We start from the raw sequence: 19,793 nt of genomic DNA, 5'->3' as shown, positions 1-19,793 counted from the left end.
TTATGGGAATCAATAGTATCAATATAAATATACCAGATGACATATTAAAAGAGAGAAAAACTGTAGAATTTAAAGGAGAATTCGCATTAGAACCTAAGGGGAATATTCAAGGAAGAAAAATAACAGCAACTTTTTGTGGGAAAAATAAAAAGTTATCATCTATAGCTGAATCTATAGAAAAAACAGGCCTTAAAGATGGTATGACCATATCTTTTCATCATCACTTCCGTGCTGGAGATTATATTATTCGTATGGTTATGAAGGAAATTGCTAATCTTGGAATTAAGAATTTAAATCTTTGCGTAAGTTCTTTAACAAGTGCTCATGAATTTTTAATAGATTATATAAAGGATGGTACTGTAACAGGAATAGAAACAAGTGGTATTCGTGGAAAACTAGGAGAAGAAATTTCAAAGGGAATAATGAAAAAACCAGTAATTATTCGTTCTCATGGTGGACGTGCTCGTGCAATTGAGGCTGGTGATACAAAGATAGATGTAGCCTTTTTAGGTGTTCCTTGTTCAGATGAATATGGAAATGCTAACGGAATACATGGAAAATCTCAATGTGGTTCTTTAGGATATGCTATTATTGATTCTAAATATGCGGATAAGGTAGTTCTTATTACAGATACTATAATGCCATATCCTAATGTACCAGCAAGTATATCTCAACAGGATGTAGATTACATTGTGGAAGTTGAAGAAATAGGTGATCCAAATGGGATTGCTTCAGGGGCTACAAGATTTACAAAGGATCCTAAAGAGTTATTAATAGCAAAATATGCTTCTGCGGTAATTGAAGCTTCTGGATATTTAAAAGATGGTTTTTCAATTCAAGCAGGTACAGGTGGAGCCTCATTAGCAGTTGCTCGTTTCCTAAAAGAGAAGATGGAAGAAAAAAATATAAAGGCAAGCTTTGGCCTTGGTGGAATAAGCAAACAATTTGTTGATTTACATGAAGAAGGATTTATAGGAACATTATTTGATGTTCAAGGATTTGATTTAAAAGCTGTTGAATCCATTGGTAAGAATAATAAACATGTAGAAATAGATGCTTCTCTTTATGCAAATCCACATAATAAAGGATGCATTGCTAATAAATTAGACATAGTAATATTAAGTGCTTTAGAAGTGGATAAAAACTTCAACGTAAATGTTATAACCGGTTCTGATGGTTATATAAGAGGGGCATCAGGTGGACACTCAGATACAGCTGCTGGTGCTAAATTATCAATGATAGTTTCTCCTTTAGTTCGTGGAAGAATACCAACAATAGTTGAAAAGGTTAATACTGTAATAACCCCTGGGGAATCAATAGATGTCATTGTAACAGAACGTGGTGTTGCTATAAATGATAAACTCTCTAAGAATAAAGAGTTAAAAGAAAGATTAGAATCAAATAAAAATATTCCTCTATTATCAATAGAAGATCTCCATGAAAAAGCTTTAAAAATTACAGGTACTCCAGAACCTATAAAATATGAAGATAGAGTTGTTGGAATTGTTGAATATCGTGATGGTTCAATAATAGATGTTATACACAAGGTTAAAGAGGATTAAAAATCAAGAGGATAAAAAATGAACGGAAAGAATAAATTTTTGATAGAAATATTAAAAGGCAGAGAAGAAAGAGCCTTTGAAATAAAAAAACTAAATGAAAAATTTCATGGAACTATTATATGCTTAACATTAAATATTCCTGGTCCAGATAAATTAGATGAACTTTATTATTATACATTTAATGAAGCCACTAAGGCATTGGAGGCTTCATTAAATATAAATGTTTTAAAAGAAAGAGCTCCTCTTTCTGGATATGAAGCTTATTTTGTTTCAGATAAGGATATAAAAGAAATAAAAAAAATAGCTTTAACTTTAGAGGAAAAACATCCTTTAGGAAGGCTATTTGATATAGATATATTCTATAAAGACTTATCTAAAATAAGCAGAGAAGATTTAGGAGAGCCAAAAAGAAAATGTTTTTTATGTGGAGAAGATGCAGTATCCTGTGGAAGAAGTAGAAAGCATTCAGTTTACGAACTTATTTCAAGCATAAAAGAAAAAATACTTCAATATAAAAATAGTAAAAATTAATTAGTATAAAATATTTGATAGTTTGAAGAGAGGTAATAATATGACTAAGGATGAATTGTTAAAACAAAGAGAATTAGCTCATGGATTAATAAGTATAAACCCTAATTTCGATATAAATAATAGAGAACAATTATCTCAAATATATACTCCAGGAGTATCAACTATTTGTAAAGAGGTTGAGCATCATCCTAATATGGTAAAAACACTAACTTCTGTTGGGAATTCAATAGCTGTTATAACAGATGGTACTGCAGTTTTAGGTCTTGGAAATATAGGAACCCTTGCAGGATATCCTATAGTAGAGGCTAAGGCGTTAGTTTATAAAGACCTAGCTGGTGTAAACGCTATACCTTTATGTGTTGATCAAATAGGATGTAATGAACTGATTAAAACCATAAAAAATATATCTCCAAGTTTTAGTGGAATTCATCTTGAAGATATAAAGGCACCAGAATGTTTTTATATAGAAGATGAGCTTAAAAAGGCTTTAAACATTCCAGTTTATCATGATGATCAACATGGTACTGCAATTGCTGTTTTAGGTGCTCTTTATAACGGAGCTAAGGTGGTTAATAAGGATTTTTCAAAATTAAAGGTATTAATTTTAGGGGCAGGAGCTTCAGGGATTGCAACAGCAAAATTATTATTAAAGGCTGGAATAGAAGATATTATATTAGTTGACAAAAATGGTGCTTTAGTTAATGGGGATGAAACTCTTAATGCTCCTCAAAAGGAAATGGCTAAAATAACAAATAAAGAGTTTAAAAAGGGAACTTTAGAAGAGGTAATTAAAGGACGAGATGTGTTTATAGGTTTATCAGAAGGAAATCTTGTAACTAAGGAAATGGTAGAAAGTATGAATAATGATCCTATAATATTTGCTTTAGCTAATCCAACACCAGAGATAAAACCTGAAATTGCAAGGGAAGCTGGTGCAAGGGTTATTGCAACAGGTGGACCTTCTTATCCAAATCAGATTAATAATATATTGGTTTTTCCAGGACTATTTAAAGGGTTATTAGAAGCTAAGGCAACTGATGTAACTTATGATGTAATGATAGCAGTTAGTAAAAAATTAGCTTCCTTAGTTGAAAATCCAAATGTTGAAAAAATAATACCTGGAGTATTTGATGGTGATATAGTTAAGTCTGTTTCTGAAACTGTGGTAAAAAATATTGAGAATTAGTTAATTTAGGGGGAGTTTATATGGAATTACAAAATAAAAAGGTAGATGGTAAAGAAGAGAGCTTGCTTAAAAAGTTTTTTAATATAAATCTTTTTGGAGTTCCAATGCTATTGTTTTTGGTTGGAGCAGTAATCATAATATTAGGTATATCAACAAATTCATTACCAAAGGATATGGTTGGAAGTATATTTTTAATATTTACTTGTGGTATTATTTTAGGGAAAATAGGTGATTCAATACCTATCTGGAAAGATTATTTAGGTGGAGGTGCTATTTTAGCATTCTTAGTAACTTCATATGCAGTTTATATAGGATTAATTCCTACAATCTATGTAAAGGATATCAAAGGGCTTTTTGATAGTGGGTTCTTAGAGTTATATATTTCAATAATGATTTGTGGTTCTTTATTAGCAATAGATAGAAAATTCTTAGCAAAAACTGTTGGTGGATTTATACCTATGGTGCTTATTGCAACCTTAACTGCTGCCTTAGGTGCTGTAATAGGAGGATTAATTACAGGGGTTTCTCCTAAAGAGGTTATATTAAATTATGCACTTCCTATTATGGGTGGTGGAAATGGAGCTGGTGCTATTCCTATGAGCCAAATTTGGGGACAAGTAACAGGAAAAGATCCAAAGATGTGGTATTCATCAGCAATGGCAATATTAACAATTGCAAACATAATAGCAATATTAGCAGGTGCTATTTTAAATGGTATAGGTAATAAAAAACCTCAACTTACAGGGAATGGAGAACTGATTAAGGGAGCAAAAAATGCAGAATCTACAAAATCTAATTTCAAAGCAACCTTTGAAGATGGCGCAGCAGGTTTATTTATAACACTTGCTTTCTATTGTCTAGGAAATTTATTTGGAAAAGGATTCTTTCCAACAATAGGTGGAGTTTTCATTCATCCATTTGCTTATATGGTTGTATTTGTATTAATAGCTAGTGGATTTAACTTAGTTCCAGAAAGAATTAGAGTTGGTGCAAAACAAGTTCAAAAATTTATGGTTGGTAATTTATTTTATGTTTTAATAGCTGGTGTTGGTATAGCAATGGTTGATTTTGGAGCTTTATTAAAGGCATTCAATTTAACAACTGTTATAATATCATTAGGTGCAGTTATAGGAGCTATATTAGGTCCTTGGATAACTTCAAAAATATTTGGTTTCTATCCTATAGAAGCTTCCATAGCGGCAGGATTATGCCATGTTAATAGGGGAGGTTCTGGAGACTTAGAAATATTAGGAGCTGCTAAGAGAATGAATTTAATGGCATATGCTCAAATAGCAACTAGACTTGGTGGAGCAATTATATTAGTTTTAGCAGGATTCCTATTTAGTTTATGGCTAAAATAATTTAAACCAATATATTTAAATATTAATTAAGAGAGATTTTATTTAAGTTAAGAAATAGAGTCTCTCTTATTTTATTTGAAAATTATGATTTAAATTGAAAGTAAATGTTTATTTGGAAATAATTATGATTGTTTTATTTATAAATTATTAAGTATGTGAAAATTTTAAATATTTATTATTTATATTTTTTTAAAAATCGCTTATAATTTAAGTGATTATTTTATAATTCAATTTAAATATTAACAAATTAACAAAAATTTACTTGTAAGGTGTTGAAATTGATTCTCAAAAACTTTACAATTTGATGAAAATGTGTTAAATTTAGATTGATAAAGATTTTCAATTAAGAAAGAGGGGGTAGACCATATGTTTAAACAATGGGAAGGCTTTAAAGAAGGAGTATGGCAAAATGGAATAGATGTTAGAAACTTCATACAAAAGAACTATACTGCATATGAAGGAGATAAGAGTTTCTTAGAAGGAACAACTGAAAGAACTGATGCAGTTTTAGAAAAAGCTCAAAAGTTAATTATAGAAGAAATCGAAAAAGGTATTATAGATGTTGCTACAGATAGAGTATCTGGAATAGACAATTATGAGCCTGGATATTTAGATAAAGATAACGAAGTTATCGTTGGTTTCCAAACAGATGCACCACTTAAAAGAATAGTTAATCCTTTCGGTGGAATGAGAATGGTTGAAAGTTCTTTAAAAGAATACGGCTATGAATTAGATAGCAATATAAGAGAACATTTCAACGCTTATAGAAAAACTCATAACCAAGGTGTATTTGATGCATACTCAGCTGAAACAAGAGCTGCAAGATCTGCTGGTCTTTTAACTGGTCTTCCAGATGCTTATGGTAGAGGAAGAATTATAGGTGACTATAGAAGAATTGCCCTTTACGGTATAGATTATCTAATAGAAGAAAAGAAAAAAGATTATGCTAATATATCATTTGAAAGCGAAGGCTCAGTAGAAGAATATATTCAATTAAGAGAGAATGTTTCAGAGCAAATAAGAGCTTTAGAAGCAATAAAATCAATGGCTGCAAGATATGGCTTTGATATATCTAAACCAGCTGCAAATGCTAAGGAAGCAGTTCAATTCTTATACTTTGGATACTTAGCTGCAGTTAAAGAAAATAATGGAGCAGCAATGTCTCTAGGAAGAACTTCTACTTTCTTAGATATTTTCATAGAAAGAGATCTTCAAGCAGGAACTTTAACTGAGTTAGAAGCTCAAGAATTAATAGATCAATTTATAATAAAATTAAGATTAGTTAGACACTTAAGAACTCCTGAGTATAATGATTTATTTGCTGGAGACCCAACTTGGGTAACAGAAGGTATTGGAGGTATGGGTGTAAATGGTAAACCATTAGTAACTAAAAACTCATTTAGATATCTTCAAACTTTAATTAACTTAGGACCTGCTCCAGAACCAAATATGACTGTTTTATGGTCAGATAGATTACCAGAAGGATTTAAAAAATTCTGTGCTGAAGTTTCAATCAAAACTGACTCAATTCAATATGAGAATGATGAATTAATGAGACCTATATACGGAGATGATTACTCAATAGCTTGTTGTGTATCAGCAATGCAAATTGGTAAGCAAATGCAATTCTTCGGAGCTAGAACTAACTTAGCTAAAGCTTTACTTTACACTATAAACGGTGGTATTGACGAAAAATCAGGTAAAGTTGTTATTAAAGGTTTAGAGCCAATAACAGATGAAGTTTTAGATTACGATAAGTTAAGAGCTAACTATGATAAAGTTTTAGAGTATGTTGCTAAGCTTTATGTAGATACAATGAATGTTATCCACTACATGCATGATAAATATGCTTATGAAGCTGGACAAATGGCTTTACATGATACTCATGTAGGAAGATTAATGGCCTTTGGTATAGCTGGTTTATCAGTTGTAGCTGACTCATTAAGCGCAGTTAAATTTGCTAAAGTTAAGCCTATAAGAGAAAATGGAATAGCTGTAGACTTTGAAATTGAAGGTGACTTCCCTAAATACGGAAATGATGATGACAGAGTTGACGATTTAGCTGTAGAAATAGTTAGAAAGTTCTCAAGCGAGCTTAAGAAACATCCATTATATAGAGGTGCTAAGCACACATTATCAATCTTAACTATTACTTCAAACGTAGTTTATGGTAAGAAAACAGGTTCAACTCCAGATGGAAGAAAAGCTGGTGAAGCATTTGCTCCAGGAGCTAACCCAATGCATGGAAGAGATAACAGTGGAGCTTTAGCTAGCTTAAACTCAGTTGCTAAAATTCCATACTGTGAAGTTTGTGAAGATGGTGTATCAAACACATTCTCAATCGTTCCAGATGCTTTAGGAAAAGAAGAAGATTCTAGAATAGATAACTTAGTTGCTATTATGGATGGTTACTTCAAACAAGGAGCTCACCATCTAAATGTTAATGTATTTAACAGAGAAACTTTAATGGACGCTATGGAGCATCCTGAAAAGTATCCAACATTAACAATCAGAGTGTCAGGTTATGCTGTTAATTTCAATAGATTAACTAGAAATCAACAATTAGAGGTTATAAGCAGAACATTCCACGATTCTCTATAATCTTATATAATAAGAGTGTATAAGGTTACTTAAAAAGCCTATAAATATATTCTGAAAATTACTAGATTTCACTAAGAATTTATAGTTATTACTCCGAATATATTTCTAAAGCTTCGAAAACTTAAGTGAAATCCCAAATTTTAATTTGGAGGATTGAACTTATGCAATCGAACAAAGTGAGATTGTATTCATTATAGATATAACAGTCTCAGCTTTTTAACGAAATATATTCTACGTAATAACTTAAATTCTAAAGTTCATCTAGATATTTTCTTCATTATATTTATAGGGTTAATTAAGTTAAGACCTTGTACACTCTTTTTTGAAATGTTTACTGTAAGGAGGGACAGCATTATGGTTAAAGGAAGAATTCATTCATTAGAAACTATGGGCTTAGTAGATGGACCTGGTATAAGATTTGTAGTTTTTATGCAAGGGTGCGGAATAAGATGTGCTTTTTGTCATAATCCAGACACTTGGTGTAAAGAAGGGGGTATTGAATATACTCCAGAGGAGCTTGTAAATAAAATAAAAAGATTTAAAACATATTTTAATGCATCAGGTGGTGGTGTTACTTTCTCAGGTGGAGAGCCTCTTCTTCAACCAGAATTTTTATTAGAATGTTTAAAGTTATGTAAAAAGGAAGGAATACATACCACATTAGATACTGCAGGTGTTGGATTAGGAAATTATGAAGAAATTCTTGAATATGTTGACCTTATATTATTTGATGTAAAGGAAACTGATCCTGAAAAATATAAGAGTTTAGTAGGAGTTCCAATAGATAAATCCTTAGAGTTTCTAAAGGTAGCTCAGTCTATGAATAAAAAAATGTGGATAAGACATGTTGTAGTTCCTGGATATACAGATAATAAAGAAGATTTAATGAGAATTAAAAAATTTGTAGACGGTCTTAATAATATAGAAAAGGTTGAACTTTTACCTTATCATGTTTTAGGTGTAAATAAATATGAAGGGCTTAATATTCCATATAGATTAGAGGGAGTTCCACCTTTAGATAAAAAGTGGTTAAAAGAACTTGAAAAAGAAATATTTAATTAATATAATTATTTAGATAAAAACTAAAGTCTAATTTTAGGCTTTAGTTTTTTCTTACATAAAAAATATGTTAGAATAATTAGTATGACATAATTAACATTTTAAAAAATCAAACTATATTTTACTAACTTTTTAAAGAAAAATTTTTAGGTTTTAGTAATTAAATGAAAAAAATTATATTTAAAAGTTATAATAGTTATTCATTATGATATTTTAGAAAAATGTTATGAATTTTTAGCATATAGAAATGATGGAGGTACTTAAAATGGCTTTAACGCCTATGATGCGTCAGTATTTTGAAATAAAGGAAAATTATAAGGATTGTATTCTGTTTTTTAGACTTGGAGACTTCTATGAGATGTTCTTTGAGGATGCAGAAACAGCTGCAAGGGAATTAGAATTAGTTCTTACTGGAAGAGATTGTGGCTTAGAAAAAAGAGCACCTATGTGTGGAATTCCATTCCATGCATCTAATTCATATATAGGAAGATTAGTAGCTAAGGGATATAAAGTTGCTATTTGTGAACAAGTTGAAGATCCTAAGGTTGCTAAAGGAATTGTTAAAAGGGATGTTATAAAGGTTATAACTCCTGGAACATATACAGATTCTTCTTTTGTTGAGGAAACAAAAAATAATTATATAATGACTATATATTCAGACTTAGAGAGAAATAGATGTTCACTAGCTATAACAGATATTTCTACTGGAGATTTCTTAGCTACAGAGGGAGAATTAGAAAAGGGAGTTATTTTAGATGAAATATCTAAGTTTAATCCTAAAGAAATAATACTTTTAGATTCTTTAGATCAAGAGCTTATAAAAGATATAACATTAACTACTTCAGCCTTAATAAGTAGAAAACCTATAGAATATTTTGAGGAAAACTTTGACGAAGTATTAAATACTCAATTTGGAGAAAAATCAAATTCTCTAAGTTTAATGGTTAAGAAATCAAGTAATGCTTTAGTTAAATACATACTAGATACTCAAAAAATAAGCTTAACTAATATAAATGATATAGAAGTATATAGTTTGGTTGATTTTATGACTATAGATTTAAGTTCTAGAAGAAATTTAGAGCTTACAGAGAATTTAAGAGAAAAAAGCAAGAAGGGTTCTCTTCTTTGGGTATTAGATAAGACAGAAACTTCTATGGGAAGTAGAATGCTTAGAAGATGGATTGAAGAACCTCTTGTTAATAAGGAAAAGATAACTTTAAGATTAAATGCTGTTGAAGAATTATTTAATGATCTTTCTTTAAATGACTCTCTTAAAGAAGCTTTACATGATATTTATGATATAGAAAGAATATTAGGTAAAATTTCAAATAAGAATGCTAATGCTAAGGATCTAATAGCATTAAAAACTTCTATTGGTAAAATTCCTAATGTAAAAGGAATTATAGAAAATTGCACCTCAAGTCTTCTAAAGAATTATCACCATAATTTAGATGATTTAAGAGATATCTATGAGCTTTTAGAAAAATCTATAAAAGAAGATCCATCCCTAACATTAAAGGATGGTGATTTAATAAAGGATAGATTTAATGGCGAAATAGATGAATTAAGACTTGCTAAGACTAACGGTAAGGATTGGATATCTAGCTTAGAAAATAGAGAAAGAGAGTTTACTGGCATAAAATCTTTAAAGGTAGGATTTAATAAGGTCTTTGGTTACTATATAGAAATATCTAAGGCTAATTATAGTTCTATTCCTGAAGGAAGGTATATAAGAAAGCAAACTTTAGCTAATGCAGAGAGATTTATTACTCCAGAACTTAAGGAAATAGAAGAAAAACTTTTAGGAGCTAGTGAAAAACTTTGCTCTTTAGAATATGATATTTTCCTAGATATAAGAAATGAAGTTGAAAATCATATAGATAGACTAAAAACTACTGCTAAGATAATTGCTGAGTTAGATTGTATAAGCAATTTAGCCTTTGTAGCTTTAGAAAATGATTTTATAAAACCTGAAATTAATGAAGATGGGGAAACTAAAATAGAAAATGGAAGACACCCTGTTGTTGAAAAGGTAATTCCTAAGGGAGAGTTTATTCCTAATGACACCATTATAAATAAAGATGATAATCAACTTCTTATAATAACAGGGCCTAATATGGCTGGTAAATCAACATATATGAGACAGGTAGCTATTATCACTTTAATGTGTCAAATAGGTTCCTTTGTACCAGCTAGTAAGGCTAATATAAGTGTAGTAGATAAAATCTTTACTAGAATAGGAGCTTCTGATGATTTAGCAGGTGGTAAAAGTACATTTATGGTTGAAATGTGGGAAGTTTCTAACATTTTAAAAAATGCTACAGAAAATAGCTTGGTTCTTTTAGATGAAGTTGGAAGAGGAACGAGTACATATGATGGATTAAGTATAGCTTGGTCTGTTATAGAGTATATATGTAAGAATAAAAATTTAAGATGTAAAACTCTTTTTGCTACTCATTATCATGAGTTAACTAAATTAGAAGGAGAAATTCACGGAGTTAGAAACTATTCAGTAGCTGTTAAGGAAGTGGATAACAATATTATCTTCTTAAGAAAAATAATAGAAGGTGGAGCGGATCAATCTTATGGTATTGAGGTTGCTAAACTTGCTGGTATTCCAGATGAAGTAATAAATAGAGCTAAGGAAATCTTAGAGAAACTTGAAATGGAATCTTCAAAGGATAACTTAGATTTAGCTCTTAAAGAAGTAAATGTTTCAAAAGAAGACATAGAAGAAGCCTCTATTACAACCTCTTATGAAGTTAAAGAAACTCTAGTAGAAGAGGATAAAATTGAAATTAAAGAAGAAGTTATTTCAAAATCTTCAGATGCTAAAACACATAAAGAAGATGATCAAATACAATTAGATTTCTCTGCCATAGGAAAAGATAATTTAATAAAAGAACTTTCAGAAGTTGATATTTTATCTTTAAATCCTATGGAGGCTATGAATAGATTATATGCTCTAGTTAAAGAAGCTAAAAATTTAATTTAGCTTATGGGAAGGAGCTGTTATAAATTTTGAATAGAATAAATATTTTAAATGCAGATACAGCAAATAAAATAGCTGCAGGAGAGGTTGTTGAAAGACCTTCTTCTGTGGTTAAAGAACTTGTAGAAAATTCATTAGATGCAGGGGCAAAAAATATAACTATAGAGATTCAAAATGGTGGAGAATCTCTTATAAAAATAATAGATGATGGCTCAGGGGTTCATCCAGAGGATGTTGAAAAAGCTTTTAATCCTCATGCTACAAGTAAAATAAAAGATACTTATGATATATTTAGTATAAATACCCTTGGATTTAGAGGAGAAGCTTTGCCTAGTATAGCTTCTATAGCAAGGGTTGATTTTAAAAGTAAAATATCAGACTTTGACATGGGTAAGGAATTAGTAATTAGCGGGGGAGAAAAAGAATCTTTAACAGATTGTTCTATGAATAGAGGAACTCAAATAGAAGTTAGGGATTTATTCTTTAATGTACCTGCTAGAAAGAAATTTTTAAAGACAACGGCTAGAGAAAGTGCCTTAATAAATGACTTAGTAAACAGAATTTCACTGGCTAACCCAGATGTATCATTTAAATTATTTAATAATAATAAAAAGATTTTAAATACTTATGGCAATGGAAAATTAATAGATGTTATAAGAACTATTTATGGTAAGTCCACTGCTGAAAATTTAATATATTTTGAAGAGCATAAGGATACAGCTTCTGTTTATGGATTTATAGGAAATGATACCTTAGCAAGAGCATCTAGAAATAATCAAAGTCTTTTTGTAAATAAGAGATATGTAAAAAATAGAAGCTTAACTGTAGCTGTGGAAAATGCCTTTAGGTCCTTTAATGTTACAGGTAAGTTTCCATTCTTCGTATTATTTATAGATACTTATCCAGAGCTTATAGATGTTAACATACATCCAACAAAATCTGAAATTAAATTTAAAGATGAACGTTTTATATTCAAGGTTGTTTTTGATGCTGTTCATTCAGCTATGAGGGAATATGTAAAAGATACCTTTACTCTTCCAGAAGAAGAGGAGAAAAAATTTGAAGCTTTAAAAGAAGAAGTTATTCAGGAAAGCTTAGATAAAGAAATAAGTACCTTAGAAAAGTTAAAAGAAAATATAAATTATAAGGTAAGTGAGGATAGAAAGAAAGAAGAGATTTATTCTTATAATCCCTCTAAGGATTATGAGGCTAAAACAGAAGTTAATATTCCAGTAGATTTCTTATCAAAAGAAAATCAGGAGGAATCTTTTAGTATTAATAACTCTTTAGAAAATAATGATTTTAAAGAAGGTTCAGCTAAAAGAGAGATTTCATATGATCCTATACTTATAAAAAATGAACTTAAAGATAAAGTAAGTGAAAGTACTTCTGAATCACTTGAAAGAAGTGATTATAAATGTAATAAGAATGAATATGGAAATTCCCTAGAGGAAACAATTTATAGAGAATCAAAATTCCCTAAGCTAAGAGTTATTGGTCAATTTAATAAAACCTATATATTAGCTGAGTATGATTCTACTTTATATTTAATAGACCAACATGCAGCTCATGAGAAGATTCTTTTTGAGAAGTATTCTTCAGATATAGCTAAAAAGAAGGTTGAAATTCAGCCTCTAATGATTCCACTAGTAGTAACCTTACCTACAGAGGATTATCTTTATTACGATGAAAATAAAGAGATTTTTGAAAAGGCAGGATTTAAAATAAGCGATTTTGGTGATAATTCTATAAGAATTGAAGAGGTACCATACTTTTTAGATAAATTAAATCCAACAGAGCTAATAACATCTATGATAAATAACTTAAAGAAAATGGGTACTGGAGAAACTGTAGAGGTTAAATATAATAAAATAGCATCTATGTCCTGTAGGGCGGCAGTTAAGGCTAATGATGTTTTAAGCATATTAGAAATGGAAAACTTAATAGAGGATTTAAGATACATAAATGATCCTTTCCACTGTCCACATGGACGTCCAACTATAATTAAATTTACTAGTTATGAATTAGATAAGAAGTTTAAAAGAATAACTTAAGGAGAGAGACAGTTTAAATGAATAATAATTTACTTATTATTGCTGGGCCAACAGCCGTAGGAAAAAGTGACCTTTCAGTAGATCTAGCAAAGAAGCTAAATGGTGAAATAATCTCTGTTGACTCTATGCAAATATATAAATACATGGATATAGGTTCAGCTAAGATTTCTAAGGAAGAAATGGGAGGCGTCCCTCACTATTTAATAGATTTTGTTGATCCTAGTAAGGAGTTTAGTGTAGCTGAATTTAAAGACTTAGCTACAGAGAAAATTAAAGATATACAAAGTAGAGGAAAACTTCCTATATTAGTAGGAGGAACTGGACTATATATAAATTCAATCATATGCAATATGAATTTTGCAGAAAGTGATAAGGATGAAGAGTATAGAGAAGAGCTTGAAAAAATAGCTAATGAGCATGGAAATGAATATTTACATGAAATGCTAAAAGATATTGATTTAGAAAGCTATAATTCTATACATTTTAATAATAGAAAAAGAGTAATTAGGGCATTAGAAACTTATAAGTTAACTGGAAAACCATTTTCATCTTTTAAAGCTAAGAATAGTATTTATGAAACTCCATATAATATATATTATTATGTACTTAATATGGATAGAGCAAAGCTTTATGAAAGAATAAACAAAAGAGTTGATATAATGTTTGAAAAAGGTCTTTTAGAAGAGGTTAAGAATCTTAGAGCCATGGGATTAACTGATGATATGCAATCAATGAAAGGTATAGGATACAAAGAAGTTTTATATTATCTTGATGGCAAAATCTCTTTAGACCAATGTATAGAGATGATTAAGCAAGGTAGCAGAAACTATGCTAAACGTCAGCTTACTTGGTTTAGAAAGGATCCTAGAGCTATATTTATAGATAAAGATACTTTCGCCTCTGAAGAAGATATTTCTTCCAAAATTATTAATGACATAATAAATTCTTAGGTTTATAATTAAATTATATTAAAAATTTATGGAGGGCAATAGAATGAATAAGTCAATCAATAACCTACAAGATATATTCTTAAACAATGCAAGAAAGGAAAGAATTCCTGTAACAATATTTTTAGTAAATGGGGTTCAATTAAAGGGTATCGTTAAAGGGTTCGATAGCTTTACAGTAGTTTTAGATAGTGATGGAAAGCAACAATTAGTTTATAAACATGCCATAAGCACAGTATCACCAGCTAAACCTATTTTATTTAATAATGCTCAAGTTTTTGATAATTAAATATAGAAAAGAAAAAATAGGTAAACCTTAGATGGTTTGCCTATTTTTTTTCTATATGATAAGATTTATAAATGTACTATATTTTAATAATGCGGGGGTATAATAATGCTTAATGCAACTATAGAATTACTAAAAAAACAATATGGTTTCACAGATGAAACTATAAAGCTTTATAATCAAGCTATAATTGATGTAGAAAATGAATTTAAAATATATGATGAAATAAGAGAATATAATCAATTAAAAGTTCTTAAGGCTTTCCAAGAGGAAAGAATTTCAGATAACCATTTTACTAATTCAACAGGATATGGTTATGGTGATATTGGAAGAGATACTTTAGATTTAGTTTATGCTAGAATCTTTAATGCTGAAAAAGCTTTAGTTAGACCACATTTTGTTAATGGAACTCATGCTTTAGGAACAGCTTTATTTGGAAACTTAAGACCTGGAGATACTATATTAGCTGTTACTGGTAGTCCTTATGATACTTTACATAGTGTAATTGGTATAAGTGGAGAAGAAAATATAGGATCATTAAAAGAATATGGTGTTAATTATAAGCAAGTAGATCTTGTAGATGGAAAGATTAACATAGAAAAAGCTTTAGAAATGATTAAAGAGGATGAATCAATAAAGTTAATACATATGCAAAGATCAACTGGATATGGTTGGAGAAATGCTTTCCAAGTTAAAGAATTAGGAGAAGCAATAAAAGCTATTAAAGAATTAAGAGAAGACTTAATAGTATTTGTTGATAACTGCTATGGAGAATTTATAGACATAATAGAACCTACAGATGTTGGTGCTGATTTAATAGCAGGATCATTAATTAAAAACATAGGTGGAGGAATAGCTCCAACTGGTGGATACATAGTAGGAAAAGAAAAATATGTAGAGCAAGCATCTTATAGACTTACTGTACCTGGTATAGGAGCAGAGTGTGGATGTACCTTTGGAGTGATGAAAGATTTCTACCAAGGATTATTCTTGGCTCCTCATGTTGCTATAGAAGCCTTAAAAGGAGCAATATTCTGTGCTAGAATAATGGAACTTGCTGGATTTGAAGTTCTTCCTAAATATAATGATAAGAGAAGTGATATAATTCAAGCTATAAAATTCAACGATAAAGAAAAACTTATAAAATTCTGTAAGGGTGTTCAATATGCTTCACCAATAGATTCTTTCGTTGAATGTGAACCATGGGCTATGCCAGGATATTCAGATGAGGTTATTATGGCAGCTGGTGCCTTTATTCAAGGTTCTTCTATAGAACTTTCAGCAGATGCACCTATAAGAGAGCCATATATAGCTTATTTACAAGGTGGATTAACTTTTGATCATGCTAAAATAGGTGTATTAATAGCTTTAAATAACATTTTTAAATAATATGCTTAATTTGAATTATTAAATATAAAAATTAACATAGGCTTTTATCAAAAAATAATAAGACTTACAAAGATATTTCTCGTGAATTATTGGCTGCAAGTCTTATTGAAATTCATTTTGATAAAGGCCTATTTTTTATATTCTTTTTATGGAATAAATCTTTTTTATAAGATATAATTAGAATAGTTAATTAGTTTAATATTACGTAATACGTTTTATATATTACATAACGTATTACAAAGAAAGGTGGAAAATGTTTTGGAGGAGAGCAGAAACAAAGAATTAAAAGTAAAAAGCTTTAGGGTAACTGAAGAAACTTTTGATAAATTCAAGAAAATAGCATCTGATGAGTTTGGAAATCAAGGACAATGTTTAGATGCCTTAATATCACTGTATGAATTAGAGAATTCTAAATCAACGTTGATAGAAAGAAAGTTAGAAATAGAGTCTTTTCAGGATTATTTAAACAAGATAAACCAACTTTTCTTAACTTCTCTTCAAATGAGTGAGGATGCAGGAAAAAGAGCAGAAGAGGAGTTTGTTAAGAAGCTTTCTATAAAGGATGTGACCATAGAGAGGCTTCAAAGAAGAGGAGAGGAGCTTATAGAAAGAGATAAGGCTTTAAAAGAGGATAATAAAGCTAAAACAAAGGAAATAGAAGAGCTTAAAGAAAATATAAAAACTTTAGAAAAAGATAAAAGTACTTTATCTCAATTAGTATCTAGAAACTATGATTTAATAGAAAAAAATAAAGAAGAAATAGCCTCTTTAAAATCTTTAGAATCTTTAAAAGGTGAAAATGAAGAGTTAAGAAATAAAGGGGAAGAGGATAGAGCTTCTTTAAAAGAAAGAGAATCTCATATAAAATCTCTAGAATTAGAAAAGGAATCTCTTAAAGAAAAGCTAAATTTCTATGAAGAAAAAGAGAAGTCTTATAGGGAAGAGGTAGAATCATATAAAAAGCTTGTAGAAGCTATGAGAAAGGATCATAAGAAGGAGTTAGAGTTGTTAGAGACAAAATACTCTAAAATGGCAGAAAAAGAGTCTGAGAAGCTTAGAAAGGATTTTGAAAGTAGGTTAGAATTAGAGAAAAGAACCTTAGAATTAGATATAAAAACTTTAAAATATGAAAAAGAAGTTTTAGAAAGTAAGTTAAATTCATAATATATTGATTGGTGAATTAATAACTCAATTTAGATAATATAGGTGCTTTAATATTCAGTATAGATTATATAGTTGAATATTTATCAAATAATAAGAAAAATGCTAGGAAATTTGTAACGCATAAAATTCCCTAGCATTTTTTCTTAATAAGCTCTATAAATTCCTACTAATTTACCTAAAATAGAGCAATCTTCAACTATTATAGGTTCATAGTTTTTGTTTTCTGGTTGTAGTCTTATGAATCCATTTTCCTTAAAAAATCTTTTTATGGTAGCTTCATTTTCTATTAGAGCTACTACAATATCACCATTTGTTGCTACGTTTTTTTGTTCTATTATTGCTAAATCTCCATCTAAGATTCCAGCTTCTATCATACTGTCTCCAGTAACTTTTAAAATAAATAAATCATTATTGTGCTTAACGTAGTTTATAGGTATTTGAAACATATCTTCTATGTTCTCTGTAGCTAAAATAGGCATACCAGCAGTGACTTTACCTACTATAGGAATATCTATTAATTCCTTTTCTTCATTAGATAATTCTACTATTTCTAAAGCTCTTGGCTTAGTTGGATCTCTATATATTAATCCTTTTTTCTCTAATCTCTTTAAATGTCCATGAACAGTTGAGGTTGATTTCAAGCTAACTGCTTGACATATCTCTCTAACTGAAGGTGGATACCCCTTTGATTTTGTAAATTCAATTAAAAAGTTATATATTTGAGTTTGTTTATCTGAATTTTCCTTAATAATCATAGTAATTGCACCTCACGATTCTTTGGTAATATTATACCACAGTAAGGAGAGTATAGCAAACTTATGTTCTCATACCGTAACTTTCATAAAAACACTTAAAATAAGGTGATTTTTGTATTATTTTTTTATGGAAAAACAACTTTTTATTTGATAAAAAAGAGTATATTTGTTATAATGAAAAGATGATTTTTAAGTAAGAGGTGACTTTATGGATAAAAAAGTATTTAACAATGATGATTATTGTGATGTGTATAATGGGAAGATTTGCGATAATTGCGGTGATTGTCTAGAGATGCAAGGAATAGATACAAAAGCCATAAGAATAGCTGACATAGCAAAAGAAGTTGAAGAAAACAAGAAAATAGAAGAAACTCTTAAAAAACTTGCTGAAGAAGAACAAGAAGAAATGGAAGATGATTTAGAAGAAGAGCTTACAACAGAAACTTGGGAAGAGTATTTAGCTAAGCAAGATGAATATGAGGATGCTTTTGATCATATTGAATATCTTGAAGATATAGATTTAAATGATGATTTAACTATGGAAGAAATGACAGAAGAAGTATTTCCAGGGGTTAGAAAACTTAAAATAAAAGAAAAGTAGAAGAGTGTTTCTTATATAAAAGTGCTAAAAATACGATAGTAGAACATATGTTCTACTATCGTATTTTCTTCATAAAATCAAGAAATGGTGCTATTTTATATTTGCTAAAGGATTAGTTTTAACTGCTTCTCTTAGAGTTTCATCATCTACATGGGTATATATTTGGGTTGTTGAAATATTTTCGTGGCCTAATATATTTTGCAAGCTTCTTATATCTACATTACCATACTTATACATAAGTGTGGCAGCTGTATGTCTAAGCTTATGTGGTGTATATTTTTGATCTTTAAACCCTGCATTTTCTATATGTTTTTTCACTAAAATTTCAACGCTTCTTTTATTTATAGGTCTATATTTACTTGATAAAAACAAGTATTTTTTAGCTTCTTCAGTAGCTTTTAAATCATTTCTATTTTTCAAATAGTTTTCTATGGCTGCAATTGAAGCTTCATTTAAATAAACAGTTCTTTCTTTATTTCCTTTACCTATAATAGTTAAGGTATCTCCTTTGATTTTTTCTATTTCAATATTACAAAGTTCAGATAATCTCATTCCGCAGTTTAAAAATAAAGTTAGTATACAATAATCTCTATAATAATTTTTATTTCCTTTATCCATAGAGTTTAAAACAGTTATACTTTGATCTAAGGTTAAATAAACTGGGTGTCTTTTATTTATCTTTGGAGATTCTAATTCTACTGTAGGGTTTTCATCTATTAGTTTTATTTTAGAATTTAAAAACTTAAAGAAAGATTTTAAAGTAGCAACTTTTCTAGCTCTGGCATAAGCACTATTGTTTCTAACTTTTTCTAAAAAAGCTAAAAATGCATATATATCAGATAGTGTTATATCCTTTATAAAATTATCACCTAAATCAGAAATTTCAACTTCTTCAATTTTTTCTAATTCAATATTATTTTCTAGACCTTTATAAACTTTTAAAACTTTTAAAAATTTAAAAAATAATCCTAAATCAACTGAATATCCTTTTACGGTGTTTAGGGATTTTCCTTTTACATTTTCTAAGTAGTTTAAGAATTCAATAACTCTTTTTGGATGCTTCGATTTCTCTAAAAAATCAAATTTTAATTTATTCTTTTCGAGTAATTCATCTTGTTTGCTGTTTTTAAAATTTGATTTTTCAACAGAATGAGCGCCTTTTTCAACTTCCAAAAGCTTGTCCATTCCAAGTTCTTTTAACCATCGTTTAATTATTCTTTGATTAACTTTATATATCTCTGCCAGTTGTGTAATACTTAGATTTCTCTTGAAAATAAAAATATAAATATCTTCAATTAAATCTTC

The 19,793-nt window shown here is 29.3% G+C and carries 15 protein-coding genes; 13 read left to right on the top strand and 2 right to left on the bottom strand.

From position 1 onward, the window contains the following. The first annotated feature begins 2 nt into the window (after window positions 1–2). The 12 genes from citF (at window position 3) to QP548_RS05545 (ending at window position 17,132) form a co-directional block, all read left to right on the top strand. Entirely contained in the window at window positions 3–1,562 is a 1,560-nt protein-coding gene (gene citF, locus QP548_RS05600; RefSeq protein ID WP_061427899.1) for a citrate lyase subunit alpha, read from the top strand. An 18-nt stretch (window positions 1,563–1,580) separates the two neighbouring features. Then, window positions 1,581–2,093, top strand: coding sequence for a citrate lyase holo-[acyl-carrier protein] synthase (gene citX / locus QP548_RS05595; RefSeq protein WP_061427901.1), 513 nt, complete (start codon window positions 1,581–1,583; stop codon window positions 2,091–2,093). A gap of 40 nt (window positions 2,094–2,133) precedes the next feature. Beyond that, entirely contained in the window at window positions 2,134–3,279 is a 1,146-nt protein-coding gene (locus QP548_RS05590; RefSeq protein WP_061427902.1) for an NAD(P)-dependent malic enzyme, read from the top strand. A 20-nt stretch (window positions 3,280–3,299) separates the two neighbouring features. Beyond that, entirely contained in the window at window positions 3,300–4,640 is a 1,341-nt protein-coding gene (locus QP548_RS05585; protein WP_061427904.1) for a 2-hydroxycarboxylate transporter family protein, read from the top strand. A 366-nt stretch (window positions 4,641–5,006) separates the two neighbouring features. Next, on the top strand, window positions 5,007–7,241 hold the full coding sequence (gene pflB / locus QP548_RS05580) for a formate C-acetyltransferase (protein WP_061427905.1): 2,235 nt from the start codon (window positions 5,007–5,009) through the stop codon (window positions 7,239–7,241). A 354-nt stretch (window positions 7,242–7,595) separates the two neighbouring features. Beyond that, window positions 7,596–8,303, top strand: a complete 708-nt coding sequence (gene pflA, locus QP548_RS05575) for a pyruvate formate-lyase-activating protein (RefSeq protein WP_061427906.1) — start codon at window positions 7,596–7,598, stop codon at window positions 8,301–8,303. A 262-nt stretch (window positions 8,304–8,565) separates the two neighbouring features. After that, a complete protein-coding gene (gene mutS / locus QP548_RS05570; protein WP_061427908.1) occupies window positions 8,566–11,295 on the top strand; it encodes a DNA mismatch repair protein MutS in 2,730 nt (909 codons plus the stop codon). Window positions 11,296–11,321: 26 nt separating this feature from the next. Beyond that, window positions 11,322–13,346 carry a DNA mismatch repair endonuclease MutL gene (gene mutL, locus QP548_RS05565; protein ID WP_061427909.1) on the top strand — a complete coding sequence of 675 codons (2,025 nt, stop codon included), beginning with the start codon at window positions 11,322–11,324 and terminating at the stop codon, window positions 13,344–13,346. Window positions 13,347–13,363: 17 nt separating this feature from the next. Then, entirely contained in the window at window positions 13,364–14,296 is a 933-nt protein-coding gene (gene miaA / locus QP548_RS05560; RefSeq protein ID WP_061427910.1) for a tRNA (adenosine(37)-N6)-dimethylallyltransferase MiaA, read from the top strand. Between the two features lie 43 nt (window positions 14,297–14,339). Continuing rightward, complete coding sequence (gene hfq / locus QP548_RS05555; protein ID WP_003460455.1) at window positions 14,340–14,582, top strand: RNA chaperone Hfq; 243 nt, start codon at window positions 14,340–14,342, stop codon at window positions 14,580–14,582. Window positions 14,583–14,687: 105 nt separating this feature from the next. After that, window positions 14,688–15,968, top strand: coding sequence for an aminotransferase class I/II-fold pyridoxal phosphate-dependent enzyme (locus tag QP548_RS05550; RefSeq protein WP_003460452.1), 1,281 nt, complete (start codon window positions 14,688–14,690; stop codon window positions 15,966–15,968). Window positions 15,969–16,226: 258 nt separating this feature from the next. Then, window positions 16,227–17,132 (top strand): hypothetical protein, encoded by a 906-nt coding sequence (locus QP548_RS05545; RefSeq protein WP_061427912.1) that lies wholly within the window; start codon window positions 16,227–16,229, stop codon window positions 17,130–17,132. Window positions 17,133–17,275: 143 nt separating this feature from the next. On the opposite strand, the gene lexA is transcribed toward QP548_RS05545, so the two are convergent. Next, a complete protein-coding gene (gene lexA, locus QP548_RS05540; protein WP_003452542.1) occupies window positions 17,276–17,887 on the bottom strand; it encodes a transcriptional repressor LexA in 612 nt (203 codons plus the stop codon). Window positions 17,888–18,095: 208 nt separating this feature from the next. Between lexA and QP548_RS05535 the strand changes: the two genes are divergently transcribed. Next, complete coding sequence (locus tag QP548_RS05535; protein ID WP_003477798.1) at window positions 18,096–18,488, top strand: hypothetical protein; 393 nt, start codon at window positions 18,096–18,098, stop codon at window positions 18,486–18,488. 90 nt (window positions 18,489–18,578) lie between these two features. Here the strand turns inward: QP548_RS05535 and QP548_RS05530 are convergent, their stop codons facing one another. Further along, window positions 18,579–19,673, bottom strand: a complete 1,095-nt coding sequence (locus QP548_RS05530) for a tyrosine recombinase XerC (protein ID WP_407062930.1) — start codon at window positions 19,671–19,673, stop codon at window positions 18,579–18,581. Window positions 19,674–19,793: the final 120 nt, after the last annotated feature.

Origin of the sequence: Clostridium sp. UMB9555A (assembly GCF_030222355.1) — a bacterium.
GTDB classification, from domain to species: domain Bacteria; phylum Bacillota; class Clostridia; order Clostridiales; family Clostridiaceae; genus Sarcina; species Sarcina perfringens.
This window is presented reverse-complemented; position numbering and strand designations above follow the sequence as displayed.